The organism is Pseudomonas sp. Marseille-Q1929 (assembly GCF_017316265.1).
Classification (GTDB): Bacteria; Pseudomonadota; Gammaproteobacteria; order Pseudomonadales; family Pseudomonadaceae; genus Aquipseudomonas.
In genome coordinates, this window is sequence record NZ_JAFLWU010000002.1 from 90106 (window position 1) to 112615 (window position 22510).

At 61.4% G+C, this 22510-nt stretch carries 25 protein-coding genes; 11 read left to right on the forward strand and 14 right to left on the reverse strand.

The genetic code is table 11. The features are described 5' to 3' along the window. Window positions 1-3: 3 nt before the first annotated feature. The 3 genes from J1G37_RS03875 (at window position 4) to cfaB (ending at window position 2898) form a co-directional block, all read left to right on the forward strand. Window positions 4-849, forward strand: a complete 846-nt coding sequence (locus J1G37_RS03875) for a DUF692 domain-containing protein (RefSeq protein ID WP_207040263.1) — start codon at window positions 4-6, stop codon at window positions 847-849. Further along, complete coding sequence (locus tag J1G37_RS03880) at window positions 840-1649, forward strand: DNA-binding domain-containing protein (RefSeq protein ID WP_207040264.1); 810 nt, start codon at window positions 840-842, stop codon at window positions 1647-1649. Before J1G37_RS03875 ends, J1G37_RS03880 begins: the two co-directional genes overlap by 10 nt. 64 nt (window positions 1650-1713) lie before the next feature. Next, a complete protein-coding gene (gene cfaB / locus J1G37_RS03885) occupies window positions 1714-2898 on the forward strand; it encodes a C17 cyclopropane fatty acid synthase CfaB (protein WP_207040265.1) in 1185 nt (394 codons plus the stop codon). Here the strand turns inward: cfaB and J1G37_RS03890 are convergent. Both J1G37_RS03890 and cls read right to left on the reverse strand, forming a co-directional pair. Further along, entirely contained in the window at window positions 2889-3356 is a 468-nt protein-coding gene (locus J1G37_RS03890) for a hypothetical protein (protein ID WP_207040266.1), read from the reverse strand. The genes cfaB and J1G37_RS03890 overlap by 10 nt on opposite strands. A gap of 111 nt (window positions 3357-3467) precedes the next feature. Continuing rightward, window positions 3468-4907 (reverse strand): cardiolipin synthase, encoded by a 1440-nt coding sequence (cls, locus tag J1G37_RS03895; protein WP_207040267.1) that lies wholly within the window; start codon window positions 4905-4907, stop codon window positions 3468-3470. 130 nt (window positions 4908-5037) lie between these two features. Between cls and J1G37_RS03900 the strand changes: the two genes are divergently transcribed. Beyond that, entirely contained in the window at window positions 5038-5559 is a 522-nt protein-coding gene (locus J1G37_RS03900; protein WP_124526999.1) for a DUF3617 domain-containing protein, read from the forward strand. Here the strand turns inward: J1G37_RS03900 and J1G37_RS03905 are convergent. Genes J1G37_RS03905 through folE2 form a run of 7 tightly spaced genes read right to left on the reverse strand, consistent with a single transcriptional unit; the run spans window position 5556 to window position 11175 of the window. Then, window positions 5556-6893 carry a dihydroorotase gene (locus J1G37_RS03905; RefSeq protein ID WP_207040268.1) on the reverse strand — a complete coding sequence of 446 codons (1338 nt, stop codon included), beginning with the start codon at window positions 6891-6893 and terminating at the stop codon, window positions 5556-5558. The genes J1G37_RS03900 and J1G37_RS03905 overlap by 4 nt on opposite strands. A gap of 3 nt (window positions 6894-6896) precedes the next feature. Continuing rightward, window positions 6897-7457 carry a DapH/DapD/GlmU-related protein gene (locus J1G37_RS03910; RefSeq protein ID WP_017737597.1) on the reverse strand — a complete coding sequence of 187 codons (561 nt, stop codon included), beginning with the start codon at window positions 7455-7457 and terminating at the stop codon, window positions 6897-6899. Beyond that, the gene (gene hisI / locus J1G37_RS03915; protein ID WP_207040269.1) at window positions 7454-7867 is read right to left on the reverse strand and encodes a phosphoribosyl-AMP cyclohydrolase; all 414 of its coding nucleotides are present in this window, start codon (window positions 7865-7867) and stop codon (window positions 7454-7456) included. Before hisI ends, J1G37_RS03910 begins: the two co-directional genes overlap by 4 nt. Next, a complete protein-coding gene (locus J1G37_RS03920; protein WP_207040270.1) occupies window positions 7864-8742 on the reverse strand; it encodes a metal ABC transporter substrate-binding protein in 879 nt (292 codons plus the stop codon). Before J1G37_RS03920 ends, hisI begins: the two co-directional genes overlap by 4 nt. Window positions 8743-8753: 11 nt before the next feature. Further along, window positions 8754-9620 carry a metal ABC transporter permease gene (locus tag J1G37_RS03925; protein ID WP_207040271.1) on the reverse strand — a complete coding sequence of 289 codons (867 nt, stop codon included), beginning with the start codon at window positions 9618-9620 and terminating at the stop codon, window positions 8754-8756. Beyond that, window positions 9620-10288, reverse strand: coding sequence for an ATP-binding cassette domain-containing protein (locus tag J1G37_RS03930; protein WP_207040272.1), 669 nt, complete (start codon window positions 10286-10288; stop codon window positions 9620-9622). Before J1G37_RS03930 ends, J1G37_RS03925 begins: the two co-directional genes overlap by 1 nt. Beyond that, window positions 10285-11175: a GTP cyclohydrolase FolE2 gene (gene folE2, locus J1G37_RS03935; protein ID WP_207040273.1), complete on the reverse strand. Its 891-nt coding sequence runs from the start codon at window positions 11173-11175 to the stop codon at window positions 10285-10287. Before folE2 ends, J1G37_RS03930 begins: the two co-directional genes overlap by 4 nt. Before the next feature lie 128 nt (window positions 11176-11303). Between folE2 and J1G37_RS03940 the strand changes: the two genes are divergently transcribed. Beyond that, window positions 11304-12506 (forward strand): N-acetylmuramoyl-L-alanine amidase, encoded by a 1203-nt coding sequence (locus J1G37_RS03940; RefSeq protein ID WP_207040274.1) that lies wholly within the window; start codon window positions 11304-11306, stop codon window positions 12504-12506. On the opposite strand, the gene J1G37_RS03945 is transcribed toward J1G37_RS03940, so the two are convergent. Next, entirely contained in the window at window positions 12503-12871 is a 369-nt protein-coding gene (locus J1G37_RS03945; protein ID WP_124526991.1) for a glutamine synthetase, read from the reverse strand. The two genes, J1G37_RS03940 and J1G37_RS03945, sit on opposite strands and share 4 nt — an antisense overlap. Before the next feature lie 126 nt (window positions 12872-12997). Between J1G37_RS03945 and dksA the strand changes: the two genes are divergently transcribed. The 4 genes from dksA to J1G37_RS03965 are packed head-to-tail and all read left to right on the forward strand — an operon-like array spanning window position 12998 to window position 16287. Continuing rightward, window positions 12998-13402, forward strand: coding sequence for an RNA polymerase-binding protein DksA (dksA, locus tag J1G37_RS03950; protein ID WP_207040275.1), 405 nt, complete (start codon window positions 12998-13000; stop codon window positions 13400-13402). Window positions 13403-13427: 25 nt separating this feature from the next. Beyond that, window positions 13428-14636 (forward strand): zinc metallochaperone GTPase ZigA, encoded by a 1209-nt coding sequence (gene zigA / locus J1G37_RS03955; protein WP_026136887.1) that lies wholly within the window; start codon window positions 13428-13430, stop codon window positions 14634-14636. Further along, window positions 14636-15280 carry a DUF1826 domain-containing protein gene (locus tag J1G37_RS03960; RefSeq protein ID WP_207040276.1) on the forward strand — a complete coding sequence of 215 codons (645 nt, stop codon included), beginning with the start codon at window positions 14636-14638 and terminating at the stop codon, window positions 15278-15280. Before zigA ends, J1G37_RS03960 begins: the two co-directional genes overlap by 1 nt. 44 nt (window positions 15281-15324) lie before the next feature. Next, window positions 15325-16287, forward strand: a complete 963-nt coding sequence (locus J1G37_RS03965) for a CobW-like GTP-binding protein (protein WP_207040277.1) — start codon at window positions 15325-15327, stop codon at window positions 16285-16287. Here the strand turns inward: J1G37_RS03965 and J1G37_RS03970 are convergent. Next, complete coding sequence (locus J1G37_RS03970) at window positions 16281-16676, reverse strand: DUF3301 domain-containing protein (protein WP_207040278.1); 396 nt, start codon at window positions 16674-16676, stop codon at window positions 16281-16283. The two genes, J1G37_RS03965 and J1G37_RS03970, sit on opposite strands and share 7 nt — an antisense overlap. Window positions 16677-16793: 117 nt before the next feature. On the opposite strand from J1G37_RS03970, the gene pdxY reads away from it, so the two are divergent. Continuing rightward, entirely contained in the window at window positions 16794-17666 is an 873-nt protein-coding gene (gene pdxY / locus J1G37_RS03975) for a pyridoxal kinase PdxY (RefSeq protein ID WP_207040279.1), read from the forward strand. Between the two features lie 155 nt (window positions 17667-17821). On the opposite strand, the gene J1G37_RS03980 is transcribed toward pdxY, so the two are convergent. Beyond that, window positions 17822-18298, reverse strand: coding sequence for an acyl-CoA thioesterase (locus J1G37_RS03980; protein WP_017739034.1), 477 nt, complete (start codon window positions 18296-18298; stop codon window positions 17822-17824). 290 nt (window positions 18299-18588) lie between these two features. Between J1G37_RS03980 and J1G37_RS03985 the strand changes: the two genes are divergently transcribed. Then, on the forward strand, window positions 18589-20352 hold the full coding sequence (locus tag J1G37_RS03985; protein ID WP_017739033.1) for a cation:proton antiporter: 1764 nt from the start codon (window positions 18589-18591) through the stop codon (window positions 20350-20352). Between the two features lie 70 nt (window positions 20353-20422). Here J1G37_RS03985 and J1G37_RS03990 read toward each other — a convergent pair whose 3' ends face one another. Both J1G37_RS03990 and J1G37_RS03995 read right to left on the reverse strand, forming a co-directional pair. Then, window positions 20423-20830, reverse strand: a complete 408-nt coding sequence (locus tag J1G37_RS03990; protein ID WP_017739032.1) for an SMI1/KNR4 family protein — start codon at window positions 20828-20830, stop codon at window positions 20423-20425. Window positions 20831-20949: 119 nt separating this feature from the next. Continuing rightward, window positions 20950-22407, reverse strand: a complete 1458-nt coding sequence (locus tag J1G37_RS03995) for a porin family protein (protein WP_242551420.1) — start codon at window positions 22405-22407, stop codon at window positions 20950-20952. Between the last annotated feature and the right edge of the window lie 103 nt (window positions 22408-22510).

Below are 22510 nucleotides of genomic sequence, written 5' to 3' on the forward strand. Positions count from 1 at the left end.
CTTATGTCCACTGCCCTTGCAAGCCTCGGTTACGGCCTGGGTCTGCGCAGCGAGTACTACCAGCAGATCCTTGAACAGTCGCCGGCCGTGGATTGGTTCGAAGTGATCTCCGAAAATTACCTGGTGCAGGGCGGCAAAGCCTTGTACTACCTGGACGCGATTGCCGAGCGTTATCCCCTGGTGATGCACGGCGTGTCCTTGTCCATCGGCGGGCCCCATGCCCTCGATTTGGAATATCTAAAACAGATCAAGCAGCTGGCCGAGCGTATCCAGCCGGCGTGGGTGTCCGATCACCTGTGCTGGAGCCGTGGCAGCGCGCACCAATTGCATGACCTGTTGCCCTTGCCTTACACCGAAGAAAGTCTCTACCACGTGGCTGCCCGCGTGCGCCAAGTGCAGGACGTGTTGCAGCGTCCGCTGGTGCTGGAAAATGTCTCCAGTTATGTGCGCGCCAAGGCGGATGAGTTTACCGAGTGGGAATTCCTCAATGCCCTGGCCCACCTGTCGGGCTGCCAGCTGTTGCTGGACGTGAACAATGTGTATGTCAGTTCGCGTAACCATGGCTTCGACGCCTGGACGTTTATTCGCAACCTGCCGCCGCAGAGCATCCGCCAACTGCACCTGGCCGGGCATATGGACTACGGCGACTATGTGGTCGATACCCATGACCACCCGGTGTGCGATCCGGTGTGGGCGCTGTATCAGCAGACCCTGGAACACTTCGGGCCAGTGTCGACGTTGTTGGAGCGCGACGACCATTTCCCACCCCTTGAAGAACTGCTCACCGAGTTGGGCAAGGCCCGTGAACTGGGGGCCAGTGCCCTGGCCAGGAGGCCGCTATGCGCCTGACCGATTGGCAGTTGGCCTTTGAGCAGCATTTGCTAGCCGAAACCCCGCTGGCCAACAGTGGGTTTGCCGCGACGTTATTGGGTGGGCCCACGCTGGATGTGGACACTGGCCTGGCGATTTACCACAACGCCTATCGGGCGCGTTTGCAGGAGGTGTTGCGCAATGACTTCGGCGCCCTCTGGTACTGGCTGGGGGATGAGGAATTTGCCCTGCTCTGCGAGGCATATGTGCGCCGCTACCCGTCGGCCCATTACAGCCTGCGTTGGCTGGGCGAACGCTTTGCGGTTTTTATCGTCGAGCATTTGCTGGAGGAACAAAGCGCGCCGCTGGCCGAGCTGGCGCGGTTGGAGTGGGCGTTCACCCTGGCCTTTGATGCGCCCCAGGGCGAGCCGCTGGGCCTGGATGACATGGCGCTATTGCCGCCCCAGGATTGGCCGGGTTTGCAGGTCACCCTGGCGCCCTCGGTGCAGCAGATGCTTTGCCACTTCAATACGCTGGCGATCTGGCGAGCGGCTAAGGAAGAAGCGGATTTTCCCGGCAGCGCGGCGTTGGCATCGGCGCAGATTTGCTTGGTATGGCGCCACCAGAACGTGTGCCGTTACCGCAGCCTTGAACCCAAGGAAGCCTGCGCCCTGGCAGGGATGGTGGCCACCGGCTGGAGCTTTTCAGAACTGTGCGAGCACTTGGCAATCACTTATGCCGAGGACGCACCGCTGAAGGCTGTTACATGGTTGAAACAGTGGATCGAAGAGGGATTGCTTGAGCGCCGCGGCCATAGCGATGGGCTATCGGATCGATAGCCTCCTACTTGTCTCGGGATGGTCTACCCTCTTTTCAGACGTCTGAAACAAGGGGGGACTACTCATGCTCGCGCAACTTCCACCGGCCTTACAGAATCTTCAGCTGCCGTTGCGTCTTCGACTCTGGGATGGCCATGAATTCAACTTGGGCCCCGAGCCCAGTGTGACCATCGTGGTGAAGGACCCCACGGTCGTACCTCAGCTGACCCATCCGACGCTCAATTCACTGGGCGAGGCCTTTATCGAGGGCAAATTGGAGCTGGAAGGCTCTATCAGCGAAGTGATTCGGGTGTGCGACGAGTTGAGCCTCGCCCTGATCGAAGACGACGAGGAGAGTCGTCCGGTGCGCTCGATCCACGACAAGGCCACAGACGCTGCGGCGATTTCCTACCATTACGACCTGTCCAATGAGTTCTACCAGCTGTGGCTGGACCAGGACATGGCGTACTCCTGCGGTTACTTCGAAACCGGCAGCGAATCCATCGACCAGGCCCAACAAGACAAATTCCGCCACCTGTGCCGCAAGTTGCGCTTGCAGCCGGGCGAGTATTTGCTCGACGTCGGCTGTGGCTGGGGTGGGCTCGCACGGTTTGCGGCGAGGGAGTTTGGGGTCAAGGTGTTTGGCATCACCCTGAGCAAAGAACAACTGGCCCTGGCCCGCGAGCGGGTGAAAGCCGAAGGCCTGGACGACCAGGTGGACCTGCAACTGCTCGATTACCGCGACCTGCCACAAGACGGTCGCTTCGACAAAGTGGTGAGTGTGGGCATGTTCGAACACGTCGGCCACGCCAACCTGGCGCAGTATTGCCAGACCTTGTTTGGCGCGGTGCGTGAAGGCGGCCTGGTGATGAACCACGGCATCACCGCCAAGCACACGGACGGCCGCCCTGTAGGCCGGGGTGCCGGTGACTTTATCGAGCGCTACGTGTTCCCCAACGGCGAGTTGCCGCATTTGGCGATGATGACCGCCGAACTCAGTGACGTCGGGCTGGAAGTGGTCGATGTCGAAAGCCTGCGCTTGCATTACGCGCGCACGCTGGACCATTGGAGCGAGCGCCTGGAGGACAACCTGGAAGCGGCGGCGAAGATGGTGCCGGAGCAGGCGTTGCGGATTTGGCGGTTGTATTTGGCGGGGTGTGCCTATGCATTTGCGCGGGGCTGGATAAATCTGCATCAAATTCTTGCACTCAAGCCCCATGCAGATGGCAGTCATGAACTGCCGTGGACGCGTGACGATATTTATCGCTGATGGGATTTTGGATGAGGAATGTTATCCCAGTTGAGTGGACGCGGATCGGTGATGGTATTCGGGGTCATATGGAACGTGCCGTGCTGTTTGGGAATATTGGGGTCGGTTTGCAGGTAGGCCTGTTGCCCGAATGCCTTGAGGTCTTGATTGAAGGTGAGGTCGTGGCGAGCAACGTTGCCACCCCAGTCGGCATGAGGTATCGAAAGAAAGGTTATTTCCCATCGGGTTGAAGTGATATCACCCTTGATGACGTAGACGCCGTAGTGGTTTTCGCCGGGGGAAATGATCTTGTAGACGCCGTTGCTGAAGAGGTACACGACGGCATCCTCAAAGGGTTTCGGTTCGTAAAGCACCGCGTACTGCAGATAGATAATGTAGGTGGGCTCGCCGAACTCCACTTCTATTGAGGGGGCGGGTTGTTTAGGGTTGAGGATTCGGTCGATCAGTGTGCGTTTCATGACGGGCTCCAATTGTCGGAAGTGACAGGTTTGAGCCTAGAGCACGTGTCGGGTAGGGGAAAAAGCCATCGGTCGGCTATCGAATAATCGGCCTCCAATCGACCCTGGGTCTTACAAAATCGGCGAAATCAGCCGTGCCACCCGCATGCCCAGTTGCTGCAAGCGGCGGGTCTCGCGGCTTTCTTCCTGGCTGACCTCGTGGGCCAGGGCGAAGTCGTCCAGCAGCATCTGTTCCACTTCGTGGGCAAAGGCTTCGTCCACCGTCAGCAACATCACTTCAAAATTCAGCCGGAATGAACGGTTGTCCATATTCGCACTGCCGATGGCGCTGATTTCGCTGTCCACCAACACCACCTTCTGATGCAAAAAACCTGGCGTGTAGCGGAACACACGTACGCCGGCGCGTACGGCTTCGATCGCATACAGGCTGGAGGCCGCGTAGACGATGCGGTGGTCGGGGCGTGACGGCAGCAGCAGGCGCACGTCAACGCCGCGTAATACGGCCAGGCGCAGGGCGGCGAACACCGCTTCGTCGGGGATGAAATACGGGCTGGTGATCCACACGCGTTCGGTCGCCGCGTGGATGGCTTCGACGAAGAACAGCGAGCAGGTCTCATACGGGTCGGCCGGGCCGCTGGCGAGCAGTTGGCAGAGCACGCCGTCTTCGGGGTAGGCGTCCGGCAGGATCAGCGGCGGCAGCTCCCGCGCAGCCCAGAACCAGTCTTCGGCAAACGACTCTTGCAGGCATGCCACCACCGGGCCGGTGACCTGCACATGGGTATCGCGCCACGGCGCCAGCGGCGGTTTTTTGCCGAGGTATTCATCGCCGACGTTATGCCCGCCGACAAACCCGGTAACGCCGTCTACCACGACGATCTTGCGGTGGTTGCGGAAGTTGACCTGGAACCGGTTGAGCCAGCCGCTGCGGGTGGCGAACGCCTTGACCTGCACCCCGGCGTCACGCAGGGATTGCACATAACGATGGGGCAGGGCATGGCTGCCGATGCGGTCGTACAGCACGTAAATGCTGACGCCTTCTGCGGCTTTTTCCTGCAGCAGTGCGTGCAACTGCCGGCCAAGCTCGTCGTCATGGATGATGAAAAACTGGAACAGCACCGCAGTCTTGGCGTTGCGAATCGCCGCGAAGATTGCGCTGAAGGTGGCGTCGCCATTGATCAACAAACGCACTTCATTGTTGGCCAGGCACGGCATGCGCCCCAGCTTGGGCATGGCGCGCAGGGACGCGTAGGCGCTGGAGTTGCGTGCGGCGAGGGCTTCTTCGACCCACGGGCGCCAGTTCAGCTCGGTGATGGCGGTGTGCATTTCCTGGTTGGCCTGGCGCCGCGCCTGGATGTAAGCGTCAAAGGTGCTGCGGCCAAAGATCAGGTAGGGGATGAGCGTGAGATAGGGCATGAACATCAGCGACAGGGCCCAGGCGATCGAGCCTTGGGCGGTCCTGACGGTCAGCACCGCGTGGATCGCGGCGAGCGTGCCGAAAAAGTGCAGCGTGGCGATGAAGTAGGCGAGCAGGTGCGGGCCAAAGAAATCCATGGACGACGAGACTCCAGACAATCCAATGCCTAACAGACCATGTCTGGTGCCGAATGTCGCTATTTTATTTGCCGTGCAACACTGGCGGCTTTGCGGCGTCTAACGCCCACAATTACCCAGGAGTTACCCGATGAATGCACGTCTGCTCTGTTTGGCCATGGTTACTGGTTTGGCGCTGCCCGTAGCAGCACAGGCGCAGATGCTGGCGCCGGGCTTGTGGGAATTGACCACCAGCAACATGAAAGTGGATAACCAGGACCTGCCGGACTTGTCGCTGATCCTCGGTCAACTCAAGCAACAGATGACCCCCGAACAGCGCGCCATGCTGGAAAAACAAGGCATCACCATGGCCGGTAAAGGCGTGCAGGTGTGCCTCACTCCAGCGCAGGTCGCCTCTGACTCGATCCCCCTGACCGACCCGCAATCGGGTTGCAAACAGGAAGTGACCGACAAGACCGGCAACCAGTGGAAATTCCGTTTCAGCTGCCCGAAAGCCCAGGGCACGGGCGTGGCGACGTTCCAGAGCCAGAAGGAATTCAGCACCAGCGTCAACGGCACCTTCAATGCCACCGGCATTCAGCAGAAGGGCAGCCTGGACACCCACGCCCAATGGCTGGGCAACGATTGCGGTACGGTCAAACCCCGCGCTTAACGCAGAAAATGCAGGGGCAAGCCCTGGCAACTGTTGACCACCTGGCCGTTGTGCCACGCCAGATGGCCGGACACCAGGGTGGTGCTGACGCTGTGGCGGAAGCTACGCTCGGCGAAGGGCGTCCAGCCGCAGCGGCCGAGGATCGGCTGGCTGCTCACGGGTTTGCCTTGGGGTTCGGGCTGGATCAGCACCAGGTCGGCCCAATAGCCTTCACGCAAATAGCCGCGATCAGGAATGGCGAACAGGTCCGCCACGCGGTGACTGGTCTTCGCCACCAGCGTGGTCAGGGGCATATGCCCATCGGCCACCAACTCCAATAACGCCGGCAGCGCATGCTGCACCAAGGGCAAACCCGCCGGTGCCTGGCGATACTCCAACTGTTTTTGCGCCCAGGTATGCGGCGCATGGTCACTGCCGATCACATCCAGACGATCACTCAACAAGGCCAGGCGCAGCGCGTCGCGGTCGGCGCGGGTCTTGATCGCCGGGTTGCATTTGATCTGATGACCGAGGCGGTGATAGTCGCGGTCATCGAACAGCAGGTGGTGCAGGCAGACCTCGGCGGTGATGCGTTTTTCGGCCAGGGGTTTGTCCTCGAACAGCGCCAGTTCGCGGGCGCTGGTCAGGTGCAGTACGTGCAGGCGGGTACCGTGGCGCTTGGCCAATTCCACCGCAAAGGACGACGAGCGATAACACGCCTCGGCATCGCGGATCAGCGGGTGGGCGACGGCGGGGATGTGTTCGCCGAAGCGCTCGCGCAGGCGCAGTTCGTTGGCCTGGATGCTCGGCGTGTGTTCGCAATGGGCCAGCAGGATCGTCGGCACTTCCGCGAACAGGCGCTCGAGGATGCGCGGGTCGTCCACCAGCATATTGCCGGTGGAGGCGCCCATGAACACTTTGACGCCGGCCACTTCGCGCGGATCGAGAGCGGCGACGATGTCGAGGTTGTCGTTGCTCACGCCAAAGTGAAAGCCGTAGTTGGCCACCGAGTGCAGCGCGGCACGGCGCTTTTTATCGGCGAGGGCTTCGAGGTTGAGGGTGGCCGGGTTGGTGTTGGGCATGTCCATGAAACTGGTGATGCCGCCAGCCACCGCCGCGCGGGATTCGCTGTAGAAGCTGCCTTTGTCCGGCGCGCCGGGTTCACGAAAGTGCACCTGGTCATCGATCATGCCCGGCAGCAGCCACTGGCCCTGCGCGTCGATGGACACGGGCGCATTGCAGCCTTCGATGCTGCTGGCGATCTTCTCGATGCGGCCATTGGCGACCAGCACATCGGCGTCGAATTGCTGGCCTTCATTCACCAGGCGGGCATTGCGGATCAGCAGGCGGCTCATGGTTCAGAACTCGTTTTGCAGGGCTTTGTAGCCGCGCACCAGATCGACATTGGTGCGTGCCACGTCTTCGGAAAACTCCGAGGCGCTGACACTTACCGGTGGGAATTGCGACAGGTCGGTGTTGGGCCCGATGCGGGTGGTAGAGGGCACGTAGAACGCATCCGGCAAGTCACGGCCGTCCACCACCGAGTTGTGGCGCACCACGCAGCCGTCACCCACGGCGCAGTTGAACAGCACACTGTTGAAGCCGATAAACACGCGGTCGCCGACGGTGCAGGGGCCGTGGACGATAGAGCGGTGGGCGATGGAGGTGAACTCGCCGATGGTTACGGCGGCGCCGGATTTGGAGTGAATGACCACGCCGTCCTGGATATTGGAGTTGGCGCCGATGGTGATCGGATCCATGGCGCCGCTGGCGTCGACTTCGTCGGCGCGGATCACGGCGTAGGGGCCGACGAAGACGTTCTCGCCGATGATCACCTTGCCGCAGATGATTGCGGTTTTATCGACGTAGGCCGATTCGGCAATCACGGGCAGATCGCCGGACGGGTTCTTGCGGATCATGCTGAGGCTTCCGTAATGATGTGGACGTGGTCGCCATCGATGGCGTTGTAGAAGCAGGTGGGCCGACCGGTGTGGCAGGCGGGGCCTTGCTGATCGACGATCAGCAGCACGGCGTCGCCGTCGCAATCCAGGCGCGCTTCCACCAGTTGCTGCCAGTGGCCGGAGCTTTCGCCCTTGCGCCACAGCCGCTGGCGCGAGCGCGACCAGTAGCAGACGTGGCCGCTGGCGAGGGTTTCGGTGAGGGCCTGGCGGTTCATCCAGGCCAGCATCAACACCTCGCCGCTGCCGTGCTGTTGGGCGATGGCGGCGATCAGGCCGTCGCTGTTCCACGGCAGGGCATCGAGCACGGCTTCGAGGGGGAAGCGGCTGCCCAAGGCAGCCCCTTCCAGGTCGAGCATGCTCAGGGTCATGGCTTGGCCAGGGCCGCGCACAGGGTGTTGAGGTTGTATTCGAACAGCCCGGTAAAGGTGCTGGCCGGGCCTTCGGCAGCGAGGGCGTCGGAGTACAGCGTGCCGCCGATCTGCGCGCCGCTTTCGTCAGCGATCTGCTTGAGCAGGCGCGAATCCTTGATGTTTTCCATGAACACGGCCTTGACCTTGTCTTTACGGATCTGGGTGATCAGCGCGGCGACTTCGGCGGCAGACGGTTCACGTTCGGTGGACAAACCCTGAGGCGCGAGGAACTCGATCCCGTAAGCCTGGCCCAGGTAACCAAAGGCGTCATGGGAGGTGACGATGCGGCGGTTGCCCGGCGGCAGGGCGCCGAACTTGGCCTTGGCTTCGGCCAACAGGCGGTAGATCTCTTTCAGGTAGGCTTGGCTGTTGCGCTGGTAGTCGGCCTTGTTGGCCGGGTCGGCGGCGATCAGGGCCTTGGTGATGTTGTTCACATAGATTTCAGCGTTGGCCAGGTTGTGCCAGGCGTGCGGGTCGGGGATGGTTTCGCCGTCCTCGTCCATGGTGTGGGAAATCACGCCTTTGCTGGCGGTGACTACCGTGGCTTTGGTTTCGGTGCTGGTCACCAGGCGATCCAGCCACGGCTCGAAGCCCAGGCCATTCTTGATGATGACGCGGGCCTTGAGCAGGGCCTTGGCGTCGTCCGGGGTGGGCTCGTAGGTGTGGGCATCGGCGTCCGGGCCGACCATGTTGCTGATCTGGATGTGATCGCCACCGATCTGGTGGGTGATGTCATCGAGAATACTGAAGCTGGTGACCACCTGGAGTTTGCCGGCCGCCTGGGCCATCGACAGCGGCAGCAGAAGGCTGAACAGCACGAGTAAAGCGCGCATCGGGAAACACCTCATTGGGATGACAGCAAAGGCGGGCGGCGCAGCAAACCGTGCACCGGACCGAAGACCACGGACAGCAGATACCCGGCGCCCGCCACCAGCACGATGGCCGGGCCGCTGGGCAACGAGTAGTAGAACGACAACAACAAGCCCAGCCATACCGACAGGCATCCCAGCACCGCCGATACCGCGATCAACACCGGCAAGCGCCGGCTCCAGAAACGTGAAGCGATGGCCGGCAACATCATCAAGCCGACCACCATCAGCGCGCCGATGGCCTGGAAGCCGATCACCAGGTTCAGTACCACCAGCGTCAGGAACAAGCCGTGGGCGAGTGGGCCGAGGCGGCTGACGGTTTGCAGGAACAGCGGGTCGAGGGTGTCCAGCAGCAGCGGTTTGTAGATCAGCGCCATGGCGAACAGGCTGAACCCGGTGACCCAGAGCATGCCGGTGAGGGTGGTTTCGTCCACCGCCAGGGCGGAGCCGAACAGCAGGTGCAGCAGGTCCAGGCGCTTGCCGGCGAGGCCGAGGATCAGCACGCCAGCAGCGAGGGAGATGGGGTAGATGGCGGCGAGGCTGGCGTCTTCGCGCAGGCCGGTGCGGCGGGTGATCCACGCGGACAGACCGGCCATGCCCAAGCCGGCGCCGAGACCGCCGATTGTCAGCGCGGGCAGGCTGAGGCCGGCGAACCAGAAGCCGAGGGCAGCACCGGGCAGGATGCCGTGGGCTACGGCGTCGCCGATCAGGCTCATGCGGCGCAGGATCAGGAACACGCCGAGCGGCGCGGTGCTGCATGCCAGTACTAGCCCGCCGATCAGCGCGCGGCGCATGAAGACAAAATCAACGAAAGGCATCCACAAGTGGGCGGCGAAGTGCATCAGGCCACCTGCATTTGAGCTTGTGGGCGGATCAGCTCTTTGCTGTTGCCGAACAGGCAGCCGGTGCTTTTGATCTGTACCACTTGCTGGGTGTGCTGGCGTACCGAGGCGAGGTCGTGACAGACCACGATCAATGTGCGGCCTTCGTCGTGCCAGGCGTGGATATGTTTCCAGCACAGCGCCTGGCCGTCTTCGTCGAGGGCGGCGTGGGGTTCGTCCAGCAGCAGCACCGGCGCTTCGGCCAGGCTCATGCGGGCGAGCAGGGCGCGTTGCAGTTCGCCGCCGGACAAGGCCATCAATGGGCGATGTTGCAGGCCGTTGAGGCACCAGTCTTCCAGGACCGCTTCAAGGCGTTGGCTGCGTTGTTGCGGCGAGAGCTTCGTACCCCAGAAGCCAGCGGCGACCAGTTCTTGCAGGCTGATGGGGAACTGGCGGTCGAGGTGTTGTTGCTGGGGCAGGAACGACAGGCCACCACGGCGTGAGACGTCCACGCTGACTTTGCCCGCCAACGGTTTTTGCAGGCCGGCGATGACTTTGAGCAGGCTGCTTTTGCCGGTGCCGTTGGCGCCGATGATGCCAGTGAGGCTGCCGGGTTGCAGTGTGAGATCGAGGGCGGGCGTCAGCGGTTGGCCTGGCGCGCCCCAGCGTAATGCGGTGCAGGTGATCATGCAGGGTGTCTCGTCCAGCGGCTTTCAGCCACGGCATCGTGCGCGTGCAGGCTTTCGGCGTGGATCACTTTCAAGTGGAAGGCTTTGACGGCATCCGAGCGTTTCAAGGCGAGGTTCAGGCGGCGGGCGGCGTCTTCGCAGAACATCAGGTTCTGCCCGTTGGCCAGGGCGAAGGCTTGTTCGTCCGCACGTTTTACGGCGGTTTGTACGGCGGTGCCGAGAGCGGCTTCGGCGTGGTCGATCAACTCAGTCAGTGCCAGGTCTGAGCCTTGCAATTGGATATTTAACTGCGCAGTGCTGCGCTGGCTATGAGGCGTGGCGATGATGCCGCTGGCGCTGCCCAGCCAGTTCAGTACGTCTTCATGCTTGAGCGACGTGTTGCTGAAGTCGTCGAGAAATTGCTGCTGAATCAACTGCCTGGCGAGGGCGGCGGAGCAAGGGCAGGTTGACGAGTAGGTAACGTCAATTTTTAGTTCCACGTGGAACATCTGGTTTTCCAGGCGCGCTTCGAGGCTCACCGGGTAGGCTTTCCAGCCAGCCAAAGGGCTGATCAGCGCCGGGCGTTTGAGCAGCAAGTCGGTGTGGATGCGCAGGTAAGCGTTCTTAGATAAACCTTCATGTGTGTCGAGGAAACGCTGCAGTACATTACGCAGAAGTGCAGGCGTAAGCGGCTGCTGCTCAAGCATCTCCAGCGCCAGGTACAGGCGTGACATATGAATGCCACGGGCTTCGCCGTCGTCCAGGCTGACGCCGGCATCGGCGCGGGCGCTGAGGCGTTGGCCGTCGATCAGGATCGGCAGGGCGATGCCGCACATGCCCACCCAGTCGAGTGGCAAGGCTTGGCGTGAAGCCTGCGCGGCGATATCCGGCAGAGTCAGCGCATTCATAAGCAGGTCCATCGTTGGTAATAATTAGACATGTTATAGTATAACAATAACATCGACGATGAATATTCTGCTCCAGCCTTTTTTCAGCCCTGTCGAGTACGGACGCTCCTTTATCTGCGGTATTTGTCATGCACAGACGTCAGCTCCTCAACCTGCTCCTGGTCAGCCCACTGTTCACCTTGCCGTTTGCCGCCCATGCCACGCAGATCAGCAATGCGCGCCTGTGGCGTTCGGCGGACAAGCTGCGGCTGGTGTTCGACCTCAGCGGGCCAGTGCAGTACAAGACCTTTTCCCTGACCTCGCCGGAACGCTTGATCATCGACCTGAGCGGTGCCGGGCTCAGTGGTGATTTTTCGCAGTTGGCCTTGAAGAACAGCGGCATCACGTCGATCCGCTCGGGGCATTTCGGCAAGGCGGACACGCGCATCGTGCTGGACCTGGCCGCGCCGATGCAGCTCAACAGCTTTCTATTGCCACCGCAGGATGGCCAAGGCCATCGCCTGGTGCTGGACCTGACCAGCAGCACCCACGCGCCCCGTCAGATCGCGGCTGAGCCCGCGCCCATCACGGACAAGGCGCACCCCAAGCGCGACATCATCGTGGTGGTCGACCCTGGCCACGGCGGAAAAGACCCTGGAGCCATCGGCTCCAAAGGCCAGCGCGAAAAAGACGTGGTGCTGTCCATCGCCCAGTTGCTGGCCAAGCGTTTGAAGCGCGAGAGGGGCTTTGACGTGAAGCTGGTGCGCAACGACGACTTCTTTGTGCCACTGCGCAAACGCGTGGATATCGCCCGTCAGCACAAGGCCGATATGTTCATCTCGGTGCACGCGGATGCCGCGCCACGGCTGACGGCTTCGGGGGCGTCGGTGTATGCGTTGTCGGAAGGGGGCGCGACGTCTGCCACGGCGCGCTTCATGGCGCAGCGTGAGAACGGTGCGGATTTGCTGGGCGCCACCACGCTGCTCAATCTCAAGGACAAGGACCCGATGTTGGCGGGGGTGATTCTCGACATGTCGATGAACGCCACCATCGCCTCCAGCCTGCAATTGGGCAGCTCGATTCTGGGCAGCCTGGAAGGCATCACCACCCTGCATCAGAAGCGCGTGGAACAGGCTGGATTCGCGGTGCTCAAGTCACCGGATGTGCCGTCGATCCTGGTGGAGACCGGGTTTATCTCCAATACCCGCGACGCTGAACGCCTGGTCACGGCGCGTCATCAACAGGCGGTCGCGGATGGTCTGTTCGACGGGTTGAAAAAGTACTTCCAGAAGAATCCACCGATGAACAGCTACATGGCCTGGGTCCAGGAACAGAAGGGCGGCCAGGTCTAACAACCGGTAATTCGGCTGCAGGTGAACTTGGCGCTGGAGCCACCGGAGCTGGAAAACCGGTTGATCGTGGTCCAGCCCACACGCCGCGTGTAGCCCACCCACGCCTCACCGTCCGAGGCCAGCCCGGTAAAAAACGTCAGTTGTCCATATCGGCTGTTGGTCTGTGCCCAGCGGCGTTTGCCGACCACCTCGAAACCGCGCAAATACGTGGTGCTGCCCACCGTGGCCACGCTGTAGGCATTGCCTTGCGGGTCCACGCAGGCCAGCAGGTTGGCGCTGCGCGTGCATGTCGCCAGCAGGCTCGGCACTTGCGCGCAGGCCGGGCCTGCCACGGCCAATAACAGGGCGCACGCCAGGTATTTCATAGGGTTTCTCTGGGCTGGAAAGTGCTCAAGCATTGCGCCCTTCGTCGTGGCGAGCAAGGGGGATTGGCTTATTTGTATTGTTATACTATAACATAAAAGCACAGCCTGACCCGTGAACCGCTCCCCATGAATGAACAAGACCTGCTGGCACAACCGCCTGCCGACTACATGAACGAAGCCCAGCAAGGCTTCTTCCGCGAACTGCTGTTGGCCCAGCGCAATGAGCTGCAAGCGCGCATCGACGCTGAGTTCCAGTTGCTGCGCGAGCAGGAACCCAACAGCGACCCCGCCGATGTCGGCAGCGCCGAAGAACAGCGCCAATGGCAACTGCGCCTGCTGGAGCGCGAAAAGAAGCTGCTGGACAAAATCGACGACGCCTTCGAACTGCTGGCCCGTGGCGAATACGGCTGGTGCCGTGAAACCGGCGAAGCCATCGGCCTCAAGCGCCTGCTGCTGCGCCCCACCGCCACCCTGTGTATCGAAGCCAAAGAACGTGAAGAGCTGCGCGAACGCCATAAACGGGCGATTTGACCGGCCACCTGATGAGGAACACCTGATGCCCAATCGTCTCCCCGTTACTGTGTTGTCCGGCTTTCTCGGCGCCGGTAAAAGCACGCTGCTCAACTACGTCCTGCGTAACCGCGAAAACCTGCGGGTGGCGGTGATCGTCAACGACATGAGCGAAATCAACATCGACGGCAGCGAAGTCCAGCGCGATGTCACCCTCAACCGCGCCGAAGAAAAACTGGTAGAGATGAGCAACGGCTGCATCTGCTGCACCTTGCGTGAAGACTTACTGCTGGAAGTGGGAAAACTCGCCAAGGAAGGTCGTTTCGATTACCTGCTGATCGAATCCACCGGCATTTCCGAGCCGTTACCGGTGGCCGAAACCTTCACCTTTCGTGATGAAAACGAGCAAAGCCTGGCCGACATCGCCCGCCTGGACACCATGGTCACCGTGGTCGATGGCATGAACTTCCTGCTCGACTACCAGGCCGCCGAAAGCCTCGCCTCACGCGGCGAAACCCTCGGTGAAGAGGACGAGCGTTCGATCACCGACCTGCTGATCGAACAGATCGAATTCGCCGACGTGATCCTGATCAGCAAGATCGACCTGATCAGCAGCCGCGAACGCGAGGAGCTGATGGCGATCCTCGAACGCCTCAACGCCCAGGCCGAAATCATCCCGATGGTCATGGGCGAAGTGCCGCTGCACAAGATCCTCAACACCGGGCGCTTCGACTTCGAACGCGCCGCCCAGGCCCCGGGCTGGTTGCAGGAATTGCGCGGCGAACATGTGCCGGAAACCGAAGAGTACGGCATCGCCTCCACCGCTTACCGCGCGCGCCGGCCGTTCCATCCACAGCGCTTTTTCGATTTTATCGACCGCCCTTGGGTCAACGGCAAACTGTTGCGCTCCAAGGGCTTTTTCTGGCTGGCCAGCAAGCACCAGGACGCTGGCAGTTGGTCCCAGGCCGGCGGCCTGATGCGCCATGGTTTTGCCGGACGCTGGTGGCGCTTCGTGCCCAAAAGCCAGTGGCCGCAGGACGAAGAAAACGTCGCGGCGATCATGGGCAACTGGCAACTGAGCACCGGCGACTGCCGCCAGGAACTGGTGTTTATCGGGCAGAACATCGACTTCGCCGCCATGCGCGCCGAACTGGACGCCTGCCTGCTCAACGATGAAGAAATGGCCCTGGGCGTCGAAGGTTGGCGCTTGCTGGCCGATCCTTTTGGCCCTTGGTATGAGGAGGCAGCCGCCTGATGCTCGCCCCGGTAATCCCCCTGCGTCCCGTGATTCGCCAGACCCGCGGCGAGACACCGCTGGCCCTGTCCGACATCCTCGAAGACGGCGTGAACCTGGCGCTGTGGCAGCGTCAGTTGCCCCTGCACATCGCCGAGTTTGGCGCCTTGCTCGTATCGCTCAACGAGCCGTTGGCCGATTCCATGGTGATCGAACTGGATAACGAAGATGCCGCGCCGAATTTGCAGGATTTGGCGTCCAGTTGTCGTGATCTTGAAGGCTACGAGGGCTTTATCGCCGATGTCTCGTGGCTGGTCAGCGCATTTGCCTGCCTGCTGGGCGCCAAGCGCATTGGTGTGCGCCTGCGTCTGTTGGACAAGGCCATGTGCCCGCGTTTTCACGTCGATCACGTGCCGGTGCGGCTGATCACCACCTACGCGGGGATTGGCAGCCAGTGGTTGCGCGAAGGGGTGATGGACCGCCGCCAGTTGAGCCAGGCAGACGCCGAACCCAGCGAGCGCATCGAGCAGATCCACTGCGGCGAAGTCGCGTTGCTCAAGGGCACCAAATGGCACGGTAACGAAGGCCATGGCCTGATCCACCGTTCGCCGGCATTAAAAGCGGACGAGCGCCGCTTGATCCTGACGCTGGATTGGCTCGCATAACCGCGTAGGATCAAACCCTCTACACGGCCTGAATGATGCCTTCCATGTTGCAGAACATTCCCACCCACGTGATTGCCGGCCCCCTGGGCGCCGGCAAGACCAGCCTGATCAAGCACCTGCTTGGCCAACGTCCGGCCAACGAGCGTTGGGCCGTGTTGATCAATGAGTTTGGGCAGATTGGCCTGGACGCAGCGCTGCTGACCCTGGATGACGACGGCATTGCCCTCGGCGAAGTAGCCGGCGGCTGTTTGTGCTGTGTGAATGGAGCGCCGTTCCAGGTCGGCCTGGGCCGCTTGCTGCGTAAGGCCAAGCCGGATCGGTTGTTTATCGAACCGTCGGGGCTGGGCCATCCTGCGCAGTTGCTCAAGCAACTCAAGGCGGCGCCGTGGCAGGACGTGCTGGCGGTGCAGCCGTGCGTACTCGTATTGGATGCGCAGGCCCTGGCGGCCGGCAAACCCTTGCCGCAGGCGCAACAAGAAGCGCTGGCCAGTGCCGGGTTGTTGGTGTTGAACAAGGACGAGGGGCTGGATGCCGCACAACGCCAGGCCATCGAACGGCAGTTACCCGATTGCCCGCTCTACTGGACGCGGCAGGCGCAAATGCCTCTCGAACAGTTGCCAGGCTTGAATGCCCAAGGGTACGGGGCTGTGGATAACTTCGACGTGCCCAAAGGGTTGGCGCAAATGCCGGCAATCTGGAGCGACCCTGCGCTGCCAATCTGCATGAGCCAGGCCCAGGACGGCGGCTGGAGCATCGGTTGGCGCTGGCACCCGAGCCAGATATTCAATGCCGAGCGCCTGCATCAGTGGCTCACAGGCCTTGAATGGCGCCGCGCCAAACTGGTTATCCACAGCGCCGAAGCCTGGACCAGCGCCAACGCGGTGGATAACAGCCCGCTCACCTGGCAACCCAGCGAATGGCGTCGCGATTCACGTATCGAATTGATTTTCAGCGCGCCACAGGACGTGGCAGCGCTACAGGCCGCGCTGGCCGCCTGTCGTCAGTGACGGTTTTTGCTGGCGTGGTCCTGGCGCCATTGGCTGAGCTCGATCACCTCGGCGCTGGGCAGCGGCGTCTTGATCTCGAACGGGTAGGGCGCCAGTTCGATCTGCGCGCTGTGGGCGCCGAATTGGGTGATGGTCCCCGGATGACGGCTTTCGCCGGTCACGGTGAATTCGAAATTGTAGATGCGTGCCAGGCGTCGGCGGCCCTTGGCATCCTTCACAAACCCGATGCGCTTGAGCGCTACGGCGCCGTCGAGCAGTTCGATGTCGAGCTTGGCGCAATGCTGCTTGACCCGCTCCAGCGCGCGCTCGCGCAGGCCGTGGTTGTGCCACACCCAGGCGGCGCCGGTCGCCAGCAGCATCAACACGAAGATATTTCCCAGGGTCAGCATGCGAAAAACTCCAACAAAGTGAGAGCAGCTTAACTGTGTCGCCGGTCTGTCGTACAGGCTGCGTTTAGTCGCATACTGCGCGGCCAGAATTTCAACGGCTTTACGGAAATCCCCTGCATGAAACGCACACCTCATCTGCTTGCGATCCAGTCTCATGTGGTCTTTGGCCACGCCGGAAACAGCGCCGCCGTGTTCCCCATGCAGCGCGTCGGGGTGAACGTCTGGCCGCTGAACACGGTGCAGTTCTCCAACCACACCCAGTATGGCCAGTGGGCCGGCGAAGTGTTGGCGCCGCAGCAAATTCCGGCGCTGGTGGAAGGCATTGCGGCGATTGGCGAGTTGGGCAACTGCGATGCGGTGCTGTCCGGCTACCTGGGCAGTGCCGATCAGGGCCGCGCGATCCTGACCGGGGTGGCGCGCATCAAGGCGATCAACCCCAAGGCCCTGTACCTGTGCGACCCGGTCATGGGCCACCCGGAAAAGGGCTGCATCGTGCCCCAGGAAGTCAGTGATTTCCTGCTGGACGAAGCGGCGGCCATGGCGGACTTCCTGTGCCCCAACCAACTGGAACTGGACAGCTTTGCCGGGCGCAAGCCGCAGTCGCTGTTCGATTGCCTGGCCATGGCCAAGGCCTTGTTGGCACGCGGGCCGAAGGCGGTGTTGGTTAAACACTTGGATTATCCGGGCAAGTTGCCGGAAGGTTTCGAGATGCTGCTGGTGACCAACGACGGCAGCTGGCACCTGCGCCGGCCGTTGCTGGCGTTTCCGCGTCAGCCGGTGGGCGTGGGTGACCTGACGTCGGGGCTGTTCCTGGCGCGGGTGTTGCTGGGCGACAGCCTGGTGGCGGCCTTCGAGTTCACCGCAGCAGCGGTGCATGAGGTGCTGCTGGAAACCCAGGCGTGTGCGAGTTATGAGCTGGAGCTGGTGCGGGCTCAGGATCGTATTGCGCATCCGCGGGTGCGTTTTGAAGCCACGCCTATAGATCTATAAGTACACAAAACCCAATGTGGGAGCTGGCTTGTCGGGTCGCCGCATCGCTGCGATAGCGGTGTGTCAGCTTGCACATTGGGTACTGACCCGCCGCCATCGCAGGCAAGCCAGCTCCCACATTTTGATTGGGTTTACAGGTCGAGCTTGGCCGTGTCTCAGCCTTTGATTTCCTGATACCGCTTTTCCAGCTCCTGGCGAATCTGCCGGCGCTGTTGCGCCTGCACGAAGCGGCGCTTGTCTTCGCTGTTGTGCGGCTGCAACGGCGGTACGGCGGCCGGCTTGCGTTGGTCGTCCACGGCCACCATGGTGAAGAAGCAGCTGTTGGTGTGACGCACCGAGCGTTCGCGGATGTTTTCGGTGACCACCTTGATCCCCACCTCCATCGAGGTGTTGCCGGTGTAGTTGACCGACGCGAGGAAGGTCACCAGCTCACCGACATGGATCGGCTCGCGAAAAATCACTTGGTCTACGGACAAGGTCACTACGTAGCGGCCGGCATAACGGCTCGCACAGGCGTAGGCCACTTCGTCGAGGTACTTGAGCAGGGTGCCGCCGTGGACATTGCCAGAGAAGTTGGCCATATCAGGGGTCATCAGCACCGTCATCGACAGCTGGGCGTTTCCGGGTTCCATAGCACACTCACGGTTGTAGGCATTGGTTGGGGTGCACCTCTGCGGGTGCTGGAATCTTTGCAGCGCCATCCATAACGGGACGCAGGTGGGCGGCTTGCCGTCACGCCTGGGCCGATCTGTTTCCATATATTGCACCGGCTTTCTGCCGGAAGTCGCGGTGTTAACCTGCAAAAGCCCGTCTCAGGGCATTTCTTACGATTTAGGCAGACTTTTCCTTCCGCTCTTTGCGACTTTCCAAAGGCGCGTACGGAAGTGGGAAAAGCGCCGGTACCTTCAAGGAGCCCCTCGCCATGCACGCCATCAGCTTTATCCAGGACCTGGCCGTGATCATGCTGGTTGCAGGGGTGGTCACCATCCTGTTTCACCGCCTCAAGCAGCCGGTGGTGCTGGGCTATATCGTCGCCGGCTTTATCATCGGCCCCCACACCCCGCCTTTTGGCCTGATCCACGACGAAGACACCATCAAGACCCTCGCCGAGCTGGGGGTGATCTTCCTGATGTTCTGCCTGGGCCTGGAGTTCAGCCTGCGCAAGCTGTTCAAGGTCGGCGCCACGGCGTTTATCGCGGCGTTCCTGGAGATCATCCTGATGATCTGGATCGGCTACGAGATCGGCCAATGGTTCGACTGGAACACCATGGACTCGCTGTTCCTCGGCGCGATTCTGGCGATCTCCTCCACCACCATCATCGTCAAGGCGCTCAACGACCTGAAGATGAAAAACCAGCGCTTCGCCCAACTGATTTTCGGCGTGCTGATCGTCGAAGACATCCTCGGCATCGGCATTATCGCCTTGCTGTCGAGCATCGCCGTCAGCGGTACGGTCAGCTCCGGCGAGGTGTTTTCCACGGTCGGCAAGCTCTCACTGTTCATGATTGTCGCGCTGGTCATTGGCATTTTGCTGGTGCCGCGTCTGCTGGCCTACGTGGCCAAGTTCGAAAGCAACGAGATGCTGCTGATCACCGTGCTGGGCCTGTGTTTCGGCTTCTGCCTGCTGGTGGTCAAGCTGGAATACAGCATGGTGCTGGGCGCGTTCCTGATTGGCGCGATCATGGCCGAATCCAAGCAGTTGATTAAGATCGAGCGCTTGATCGAACCCGTTCGCGACATGTTCAGTGCGATCTTCTTTGTCGCGATTGGCTTGATGATCGACCCGCAGATCCTGCTGCAATACGCCTGGCCGATTGCGGTGATCACGGTGGCGGTGGTGTTGGGCAAGATGTTGTCCTGCGGCCTTGGGGCGTTTATCGCCGGCAATGACGGCCGTACCTCACTGCGGGTGGGCATGGGCCTGTCACAGATTGGTGAGTTTTCCTTCATCATCGCGGCGTTGGGCATGACGTTGCAGGTGACCAGCGACTTCCTGTACCCGGTGGCAGTGGCCGTTTCGGCGATTACCACGTTGCTCACGCCCTACCTGATTCGCGGCGCCGACCCGTTGTCGTTGAAGATCGCGGCGGTGATGCCCAAGCGCATGAGCCGGGTGTTCGGCATGTATGGCGAATGGCTGCGCAGTATTCAGCCCCAGGGCGAGGGCGCGATGCTGGCGTCGATGATCCGCAAGATCATCCTGCAAGTGGGGGTGAACCTGGCGTTGGTGGTGGCGATCTTCTTTACCGGCAGCTTTTTTGCAAAGCGCATCGGCGGCTACCTGGAAGGTTGGATCAGCGATCCAAGTTGGCAGAAGGCATTGATCTGGGGCGGGGCGTTGCTGTTGTCGCTACCGTTCTTGATTGCGGCGTATCGCAAGCTCAAGGCGCTGTCGATGTTGCTGGCGGAGATGAGCGTGAAACCGGAAATGGCCGGGCGCCATACCCAGCGTGTGAGGCGGGTGATCGCGGAGCTGATCCCGATCCTGTCGCTGCTGGTGATCTTCCTGCTATTGGCAGCCTTGTCGGCCAGTATTCTGCCGACCAACAAGTTGCTGGTGCTGATTGCCGTGGTCACGGCGGCGGTGGCGGCCGTGCTCTGGCGCTGGTTCATCCGCGTGCATACGCGGATGCAGGTCGCCTTGTTGGAGACGTTGGATAACCATAAGGATACGGCGGAGCACTAGTGGCGGATGTCGGGGGGCTGCTACGCAGCCCAGCGGGAGCAAGCTCCCTCGCCACAAGAGCACACAAGACTCAGCTTTCCAGCCAGACGTCCCGCGCCCAGTGCCACACCGATTCCCAGGTTTCTTCGGTGACCAGCTCTTCTTCGCCGGACCACAGCACCACGGTGCCGTCTTCTTCGACGCAGTAGTAGTCGTCGCCGTCCTGGCAGATCGGGATCATGCTGCGATCAACGCCGGCATCCCAGGCGTTGGCGGCCACGTCCGGCAGGTAGGTGTGGGACTGCGGGTCGGTGACGGTCACCGGCTCCAGGCTGCCGTAGACCACGTCGCTGACGGTCAGCAGGAACTCACGGAAGACAAACGGGATGTCGATGAACAGTTGTTCTTCGATTTCCACCAGTTGGTCTTCGTCAGGCAGCTCCAGAGGAACCGGGACCGGTTCGTTGGCTTCACGCAATTGTTCGATGATTTCTTCCACGGCCGGGATCCTCTTGCTGATGGCGCGGTTTATAGGGGCGTTTTATACAGTAGCTCGCTATAAGTGCAACCGTGAAATAGATATCTCAGCGCAAGCACAATCCCTGTGACAGCGGCGGACTAGAACTGTTTCTCCAGTTTTAGGCTGATGCTGTTTTTGTCGTAGGAATAAATCCAGTCGATGTTGCTCTGTACCTTGTTGTATTTGACCGTGAGGCTGGGCACCACGTCGTACACCGCCAACCGTGGCGCACGCAGGATGAAGGTGTAGCCTTGCTCGTCTTCATTGCGTCGGCCATCGACGATTGCGCTGTAGGCATCGTATTGACGCTTGCGGTACGAGGCGAACAGCACGGCGCTCACGCCGATGTCGAAATCCTTGGCGACGCCCAGGCGCACACCTTTTTGCAGGTACGCGGCGACGCGGTCGCGGGCGTTGCGTTCGGTGATGTCGACGCCGCCGAACAGCGTCCACTGCTGGGGCAATACTTGCCACAGGGTGGCGTAGACCGAGCTGATACCGCCGTCGAGGTTGCTGTTGATCTGGTGTTTGTACGTCATGTCCTTGTACTCGCCTTCGAGCTTGAACATGCGCGTGGCCGACAGCGTGTGAATCCACTCGCCGCGCAGGCCCCAGGCGCTGTACATGGCGTTGTCGCCGATCGTGTTGAACTCGTACGACGGCCCGAAGGCGTACTGGTTGCGCGCGTCGTGGTAGCTGTAGCCGGCGTTGTTGATCACGGTGGCTTCGTTGTACTTGCTCTCTTTTTCGTACGCTTGGCCGTACAACAATGAACGCACGAACAGCCCGTGATGGCCGCTGATGGCGATGCGTTTGTTGAGCGTGGCCTCGTAATCCTGGCCGTGGGCCGACACAGCCTTGGGCAGGGATTGCTTGACCAGGTAGGTTTCTTCAGCGGTGACATAACGGTAAGTCACGCTGCCTTCGGACGACTGGTTGAGGTTGTCGCTCCAGGTCGGGCCGATGGCGAACGAGCCTTGCCAGTCTTCGCGATGGTCGAGGGCCTGGATAAAACTGTCGACGGTCTTGCCCAGGCCCATGGCCTGGGCGTCTGACGGGCTGAGGCTGCTGCTGATTTTTTCGAACACGGCCTTGGAGTCGCGGTCCTTGCGGTTCTCGAACTGCACCCGCGCCAGTTCCAGGCGCCCGGGCAGGAAGTCGGGCTGGATGGCCAGCAGGTCCTGGTAATAACGTTCGGCGCTGTCCAGGTCGCCATCGGCACGGGCCAGGCCGCCTTTGGCGTAGGCGGTGAGCATCGGGTCGTGGCCGGGCAGGGCGGTGTAGCGCTTGAGGTAGTCGCGGGCGTTCGGCCATTGCTGGCGCTGGACACTCAGGTACACCGCGCGGCCCAGCTCGTCGAGGTTGTTGCCGACGGTGTAGGTCTGGCCGTCGATGGTCAGCGACGGTGCGGCGCCGTCACTGGGCAGTTCGTCCTTGAGCAACTCGCGCTCTTGCTTGTTGGCGCGGTACTCGATGCTCTGGTTCAGACGCAGGCTGGTGTCCTGGTCGGCGGCGAATACCGTCGGGGCCGTGAACAGCAGCAGGGAAAAGGGCAAAACATGCAACGTGAGGGATCGCTTGCAGTAGGGCTGGGGCATTGCCGGGCTCTCGGGATCGCTTCAAAACGCCAAAAGCAAGTGCCTGGAGGCCAGGCACTTG

Coding starts and splice junctions, on each gene's coding strand:
- J1G37_RS03875 (WP_207040263.1), top strand. CDS start 4: ATGTCCACTGCCCTTGCAAGCCTCGGTTACGGCCTGGGTCTGCGCAGC.
- J1G37_RS03880 (WP_207040264.1), top strand. CDS start 840: ATGCGCCTGACCGATTGGCAGTTGGCCTTTGAGCAGCATTTGCTAGCC.
- cfaB (WP_207040265.1), top strand. CDS start 1,714: ATGCTCGCGCAACTTCCACCGGCCTTACAGAATCTTCAGCTGCCGTTG.
- J1G37_RS03890 (WP_207040266.1), bottom strand. CDS start 3,356: ATGAAACGCACACTGATCGACCGAATCCTCAACCCTAAACAACCCGCC.
- cls (WP_207040267.1), bottom strand. CDS start 4,907: ATGGATTTCTTTGGCCCGCACCTGCTCGCCTACTTCATCGCCACGCTG.
- J1G37_RS03900 (WP_124526999.1), top strand. CDS start 5,038: ATGAATGCACGTCTGCTCTGTTTGGCCATGGTTACTGGTTTGGCGCTG.
- J1G37_RS03905 (WP_207040268.1), bottom strand. CDS start 6,893: ATGAGCCGCCTGCTGATCCGCAATGCCCGCCTGGTGAATGAAGGCCAG.
- J1G37_RS03910 (WP_017737597.1), bottom strand. CDS start 7,457: ATGATCCGCAAGAACCCGTCCGGCGATCTGCCCGTGATTGCCGAATCG.
- hisI (WP_207040269.1), bottom strand. CDS start 7,867: ATGACCCTGAGCATGCTCGACCTGGAAGGGGCTGCCTTGGGCAGCCGC.
- J1G37_RS03920 (WP_207040270.1), bottom strand. CDS start 8,742: ATGCGCGCTTTACTCGTGCTGTTCAGCCTTCTGCTGCCGCTGTCGATG.
- J1G37_RS03925 (WP_207040271.1), bottom strand. CDS start 9,620: ATGCACTTCGCCGCCCACTTGTGGATGCCTTTCGTTGATTTTGTCTTC.
- J1G37_RS03930 (WP_207040272.1), bottom strand. CDS start 10,288: ATGATCACCTGCACCGCATTACGCTGGGGCGCGCCAGGCCAACCGCTG.
- folE2 (WP_207040273.1), bottom strand. CDS start 11,175: ATGAATGCGCTGACTCTGCCGGATATCGCCGCGCAGGCTTCACGCCAA.
- J1G37_RS03940 (WP_207040274.1), top strand. CDS start 11,304: ATGCACAGACGTCAGCTCCTCAACCTGCTCCTGGTCAGCCCACTGTTC.
- J1G37_RS03945 (WP_124526991.1), bottom strand. CDS start 12,871: ATGAAATACCTGGCGTGCGCCCTGTTATTGGCCGTGGCAGGCCCGGCC.
- dksA (WP_207040275.1), top strand. CDS start 12,998: ATGAATGAACAAGACCTGCTGGCACAACCGCCTGCCGACTACATGAAC.
- zigA (WP_026136887.1), top strand. CDS start 13,428: ATGCCCAATCGTCTCCCCGTTACTGTGTTGTCCGGCTTTCTCGGCGCC.
- J1G37_RS03960 (WP_207040276.1), top strand. CDS start 14,636: ATGCTCGCCCCGGTAATCCCCCTGCGTCCCGTGATTCGCCAGACCCGC.
- J1G37_RS03965 (WP_207040277.1), top strand. CDS start 15,325: ATGTTGCAGAACATTCCCACCCACGTGATTGCCGGCCCCCTGGGCGCC.
- J1G37_RS03970 (WP_207040278.1), bottom strand. CDS start 16,676: ATGCTGACCCTGGGAAATATCTTCGTGTTGATGCTGCTGGCGACCGGC.
- pdxY (WP_207040279.1), top strand. CDS start 16,794: ATGAAACGCACACCTCATCTGCTTGCGATCCAGTCTCATGTGGTCTTT.
- J1G37_RS03980 (WP_017739034.1), bottom strand. CDS start 18,298: ATGGAACCCGGAAACGCCCAGCTGTCGATGACGGTGCTGATGACCCCT.
- J1G37_RS03985 (WP_017739033.1), top strand. CDS start 18,589: ATGCACGCCATCAGCTTTATCCAGGACCTGGCCGTGATCATGCTGGTT.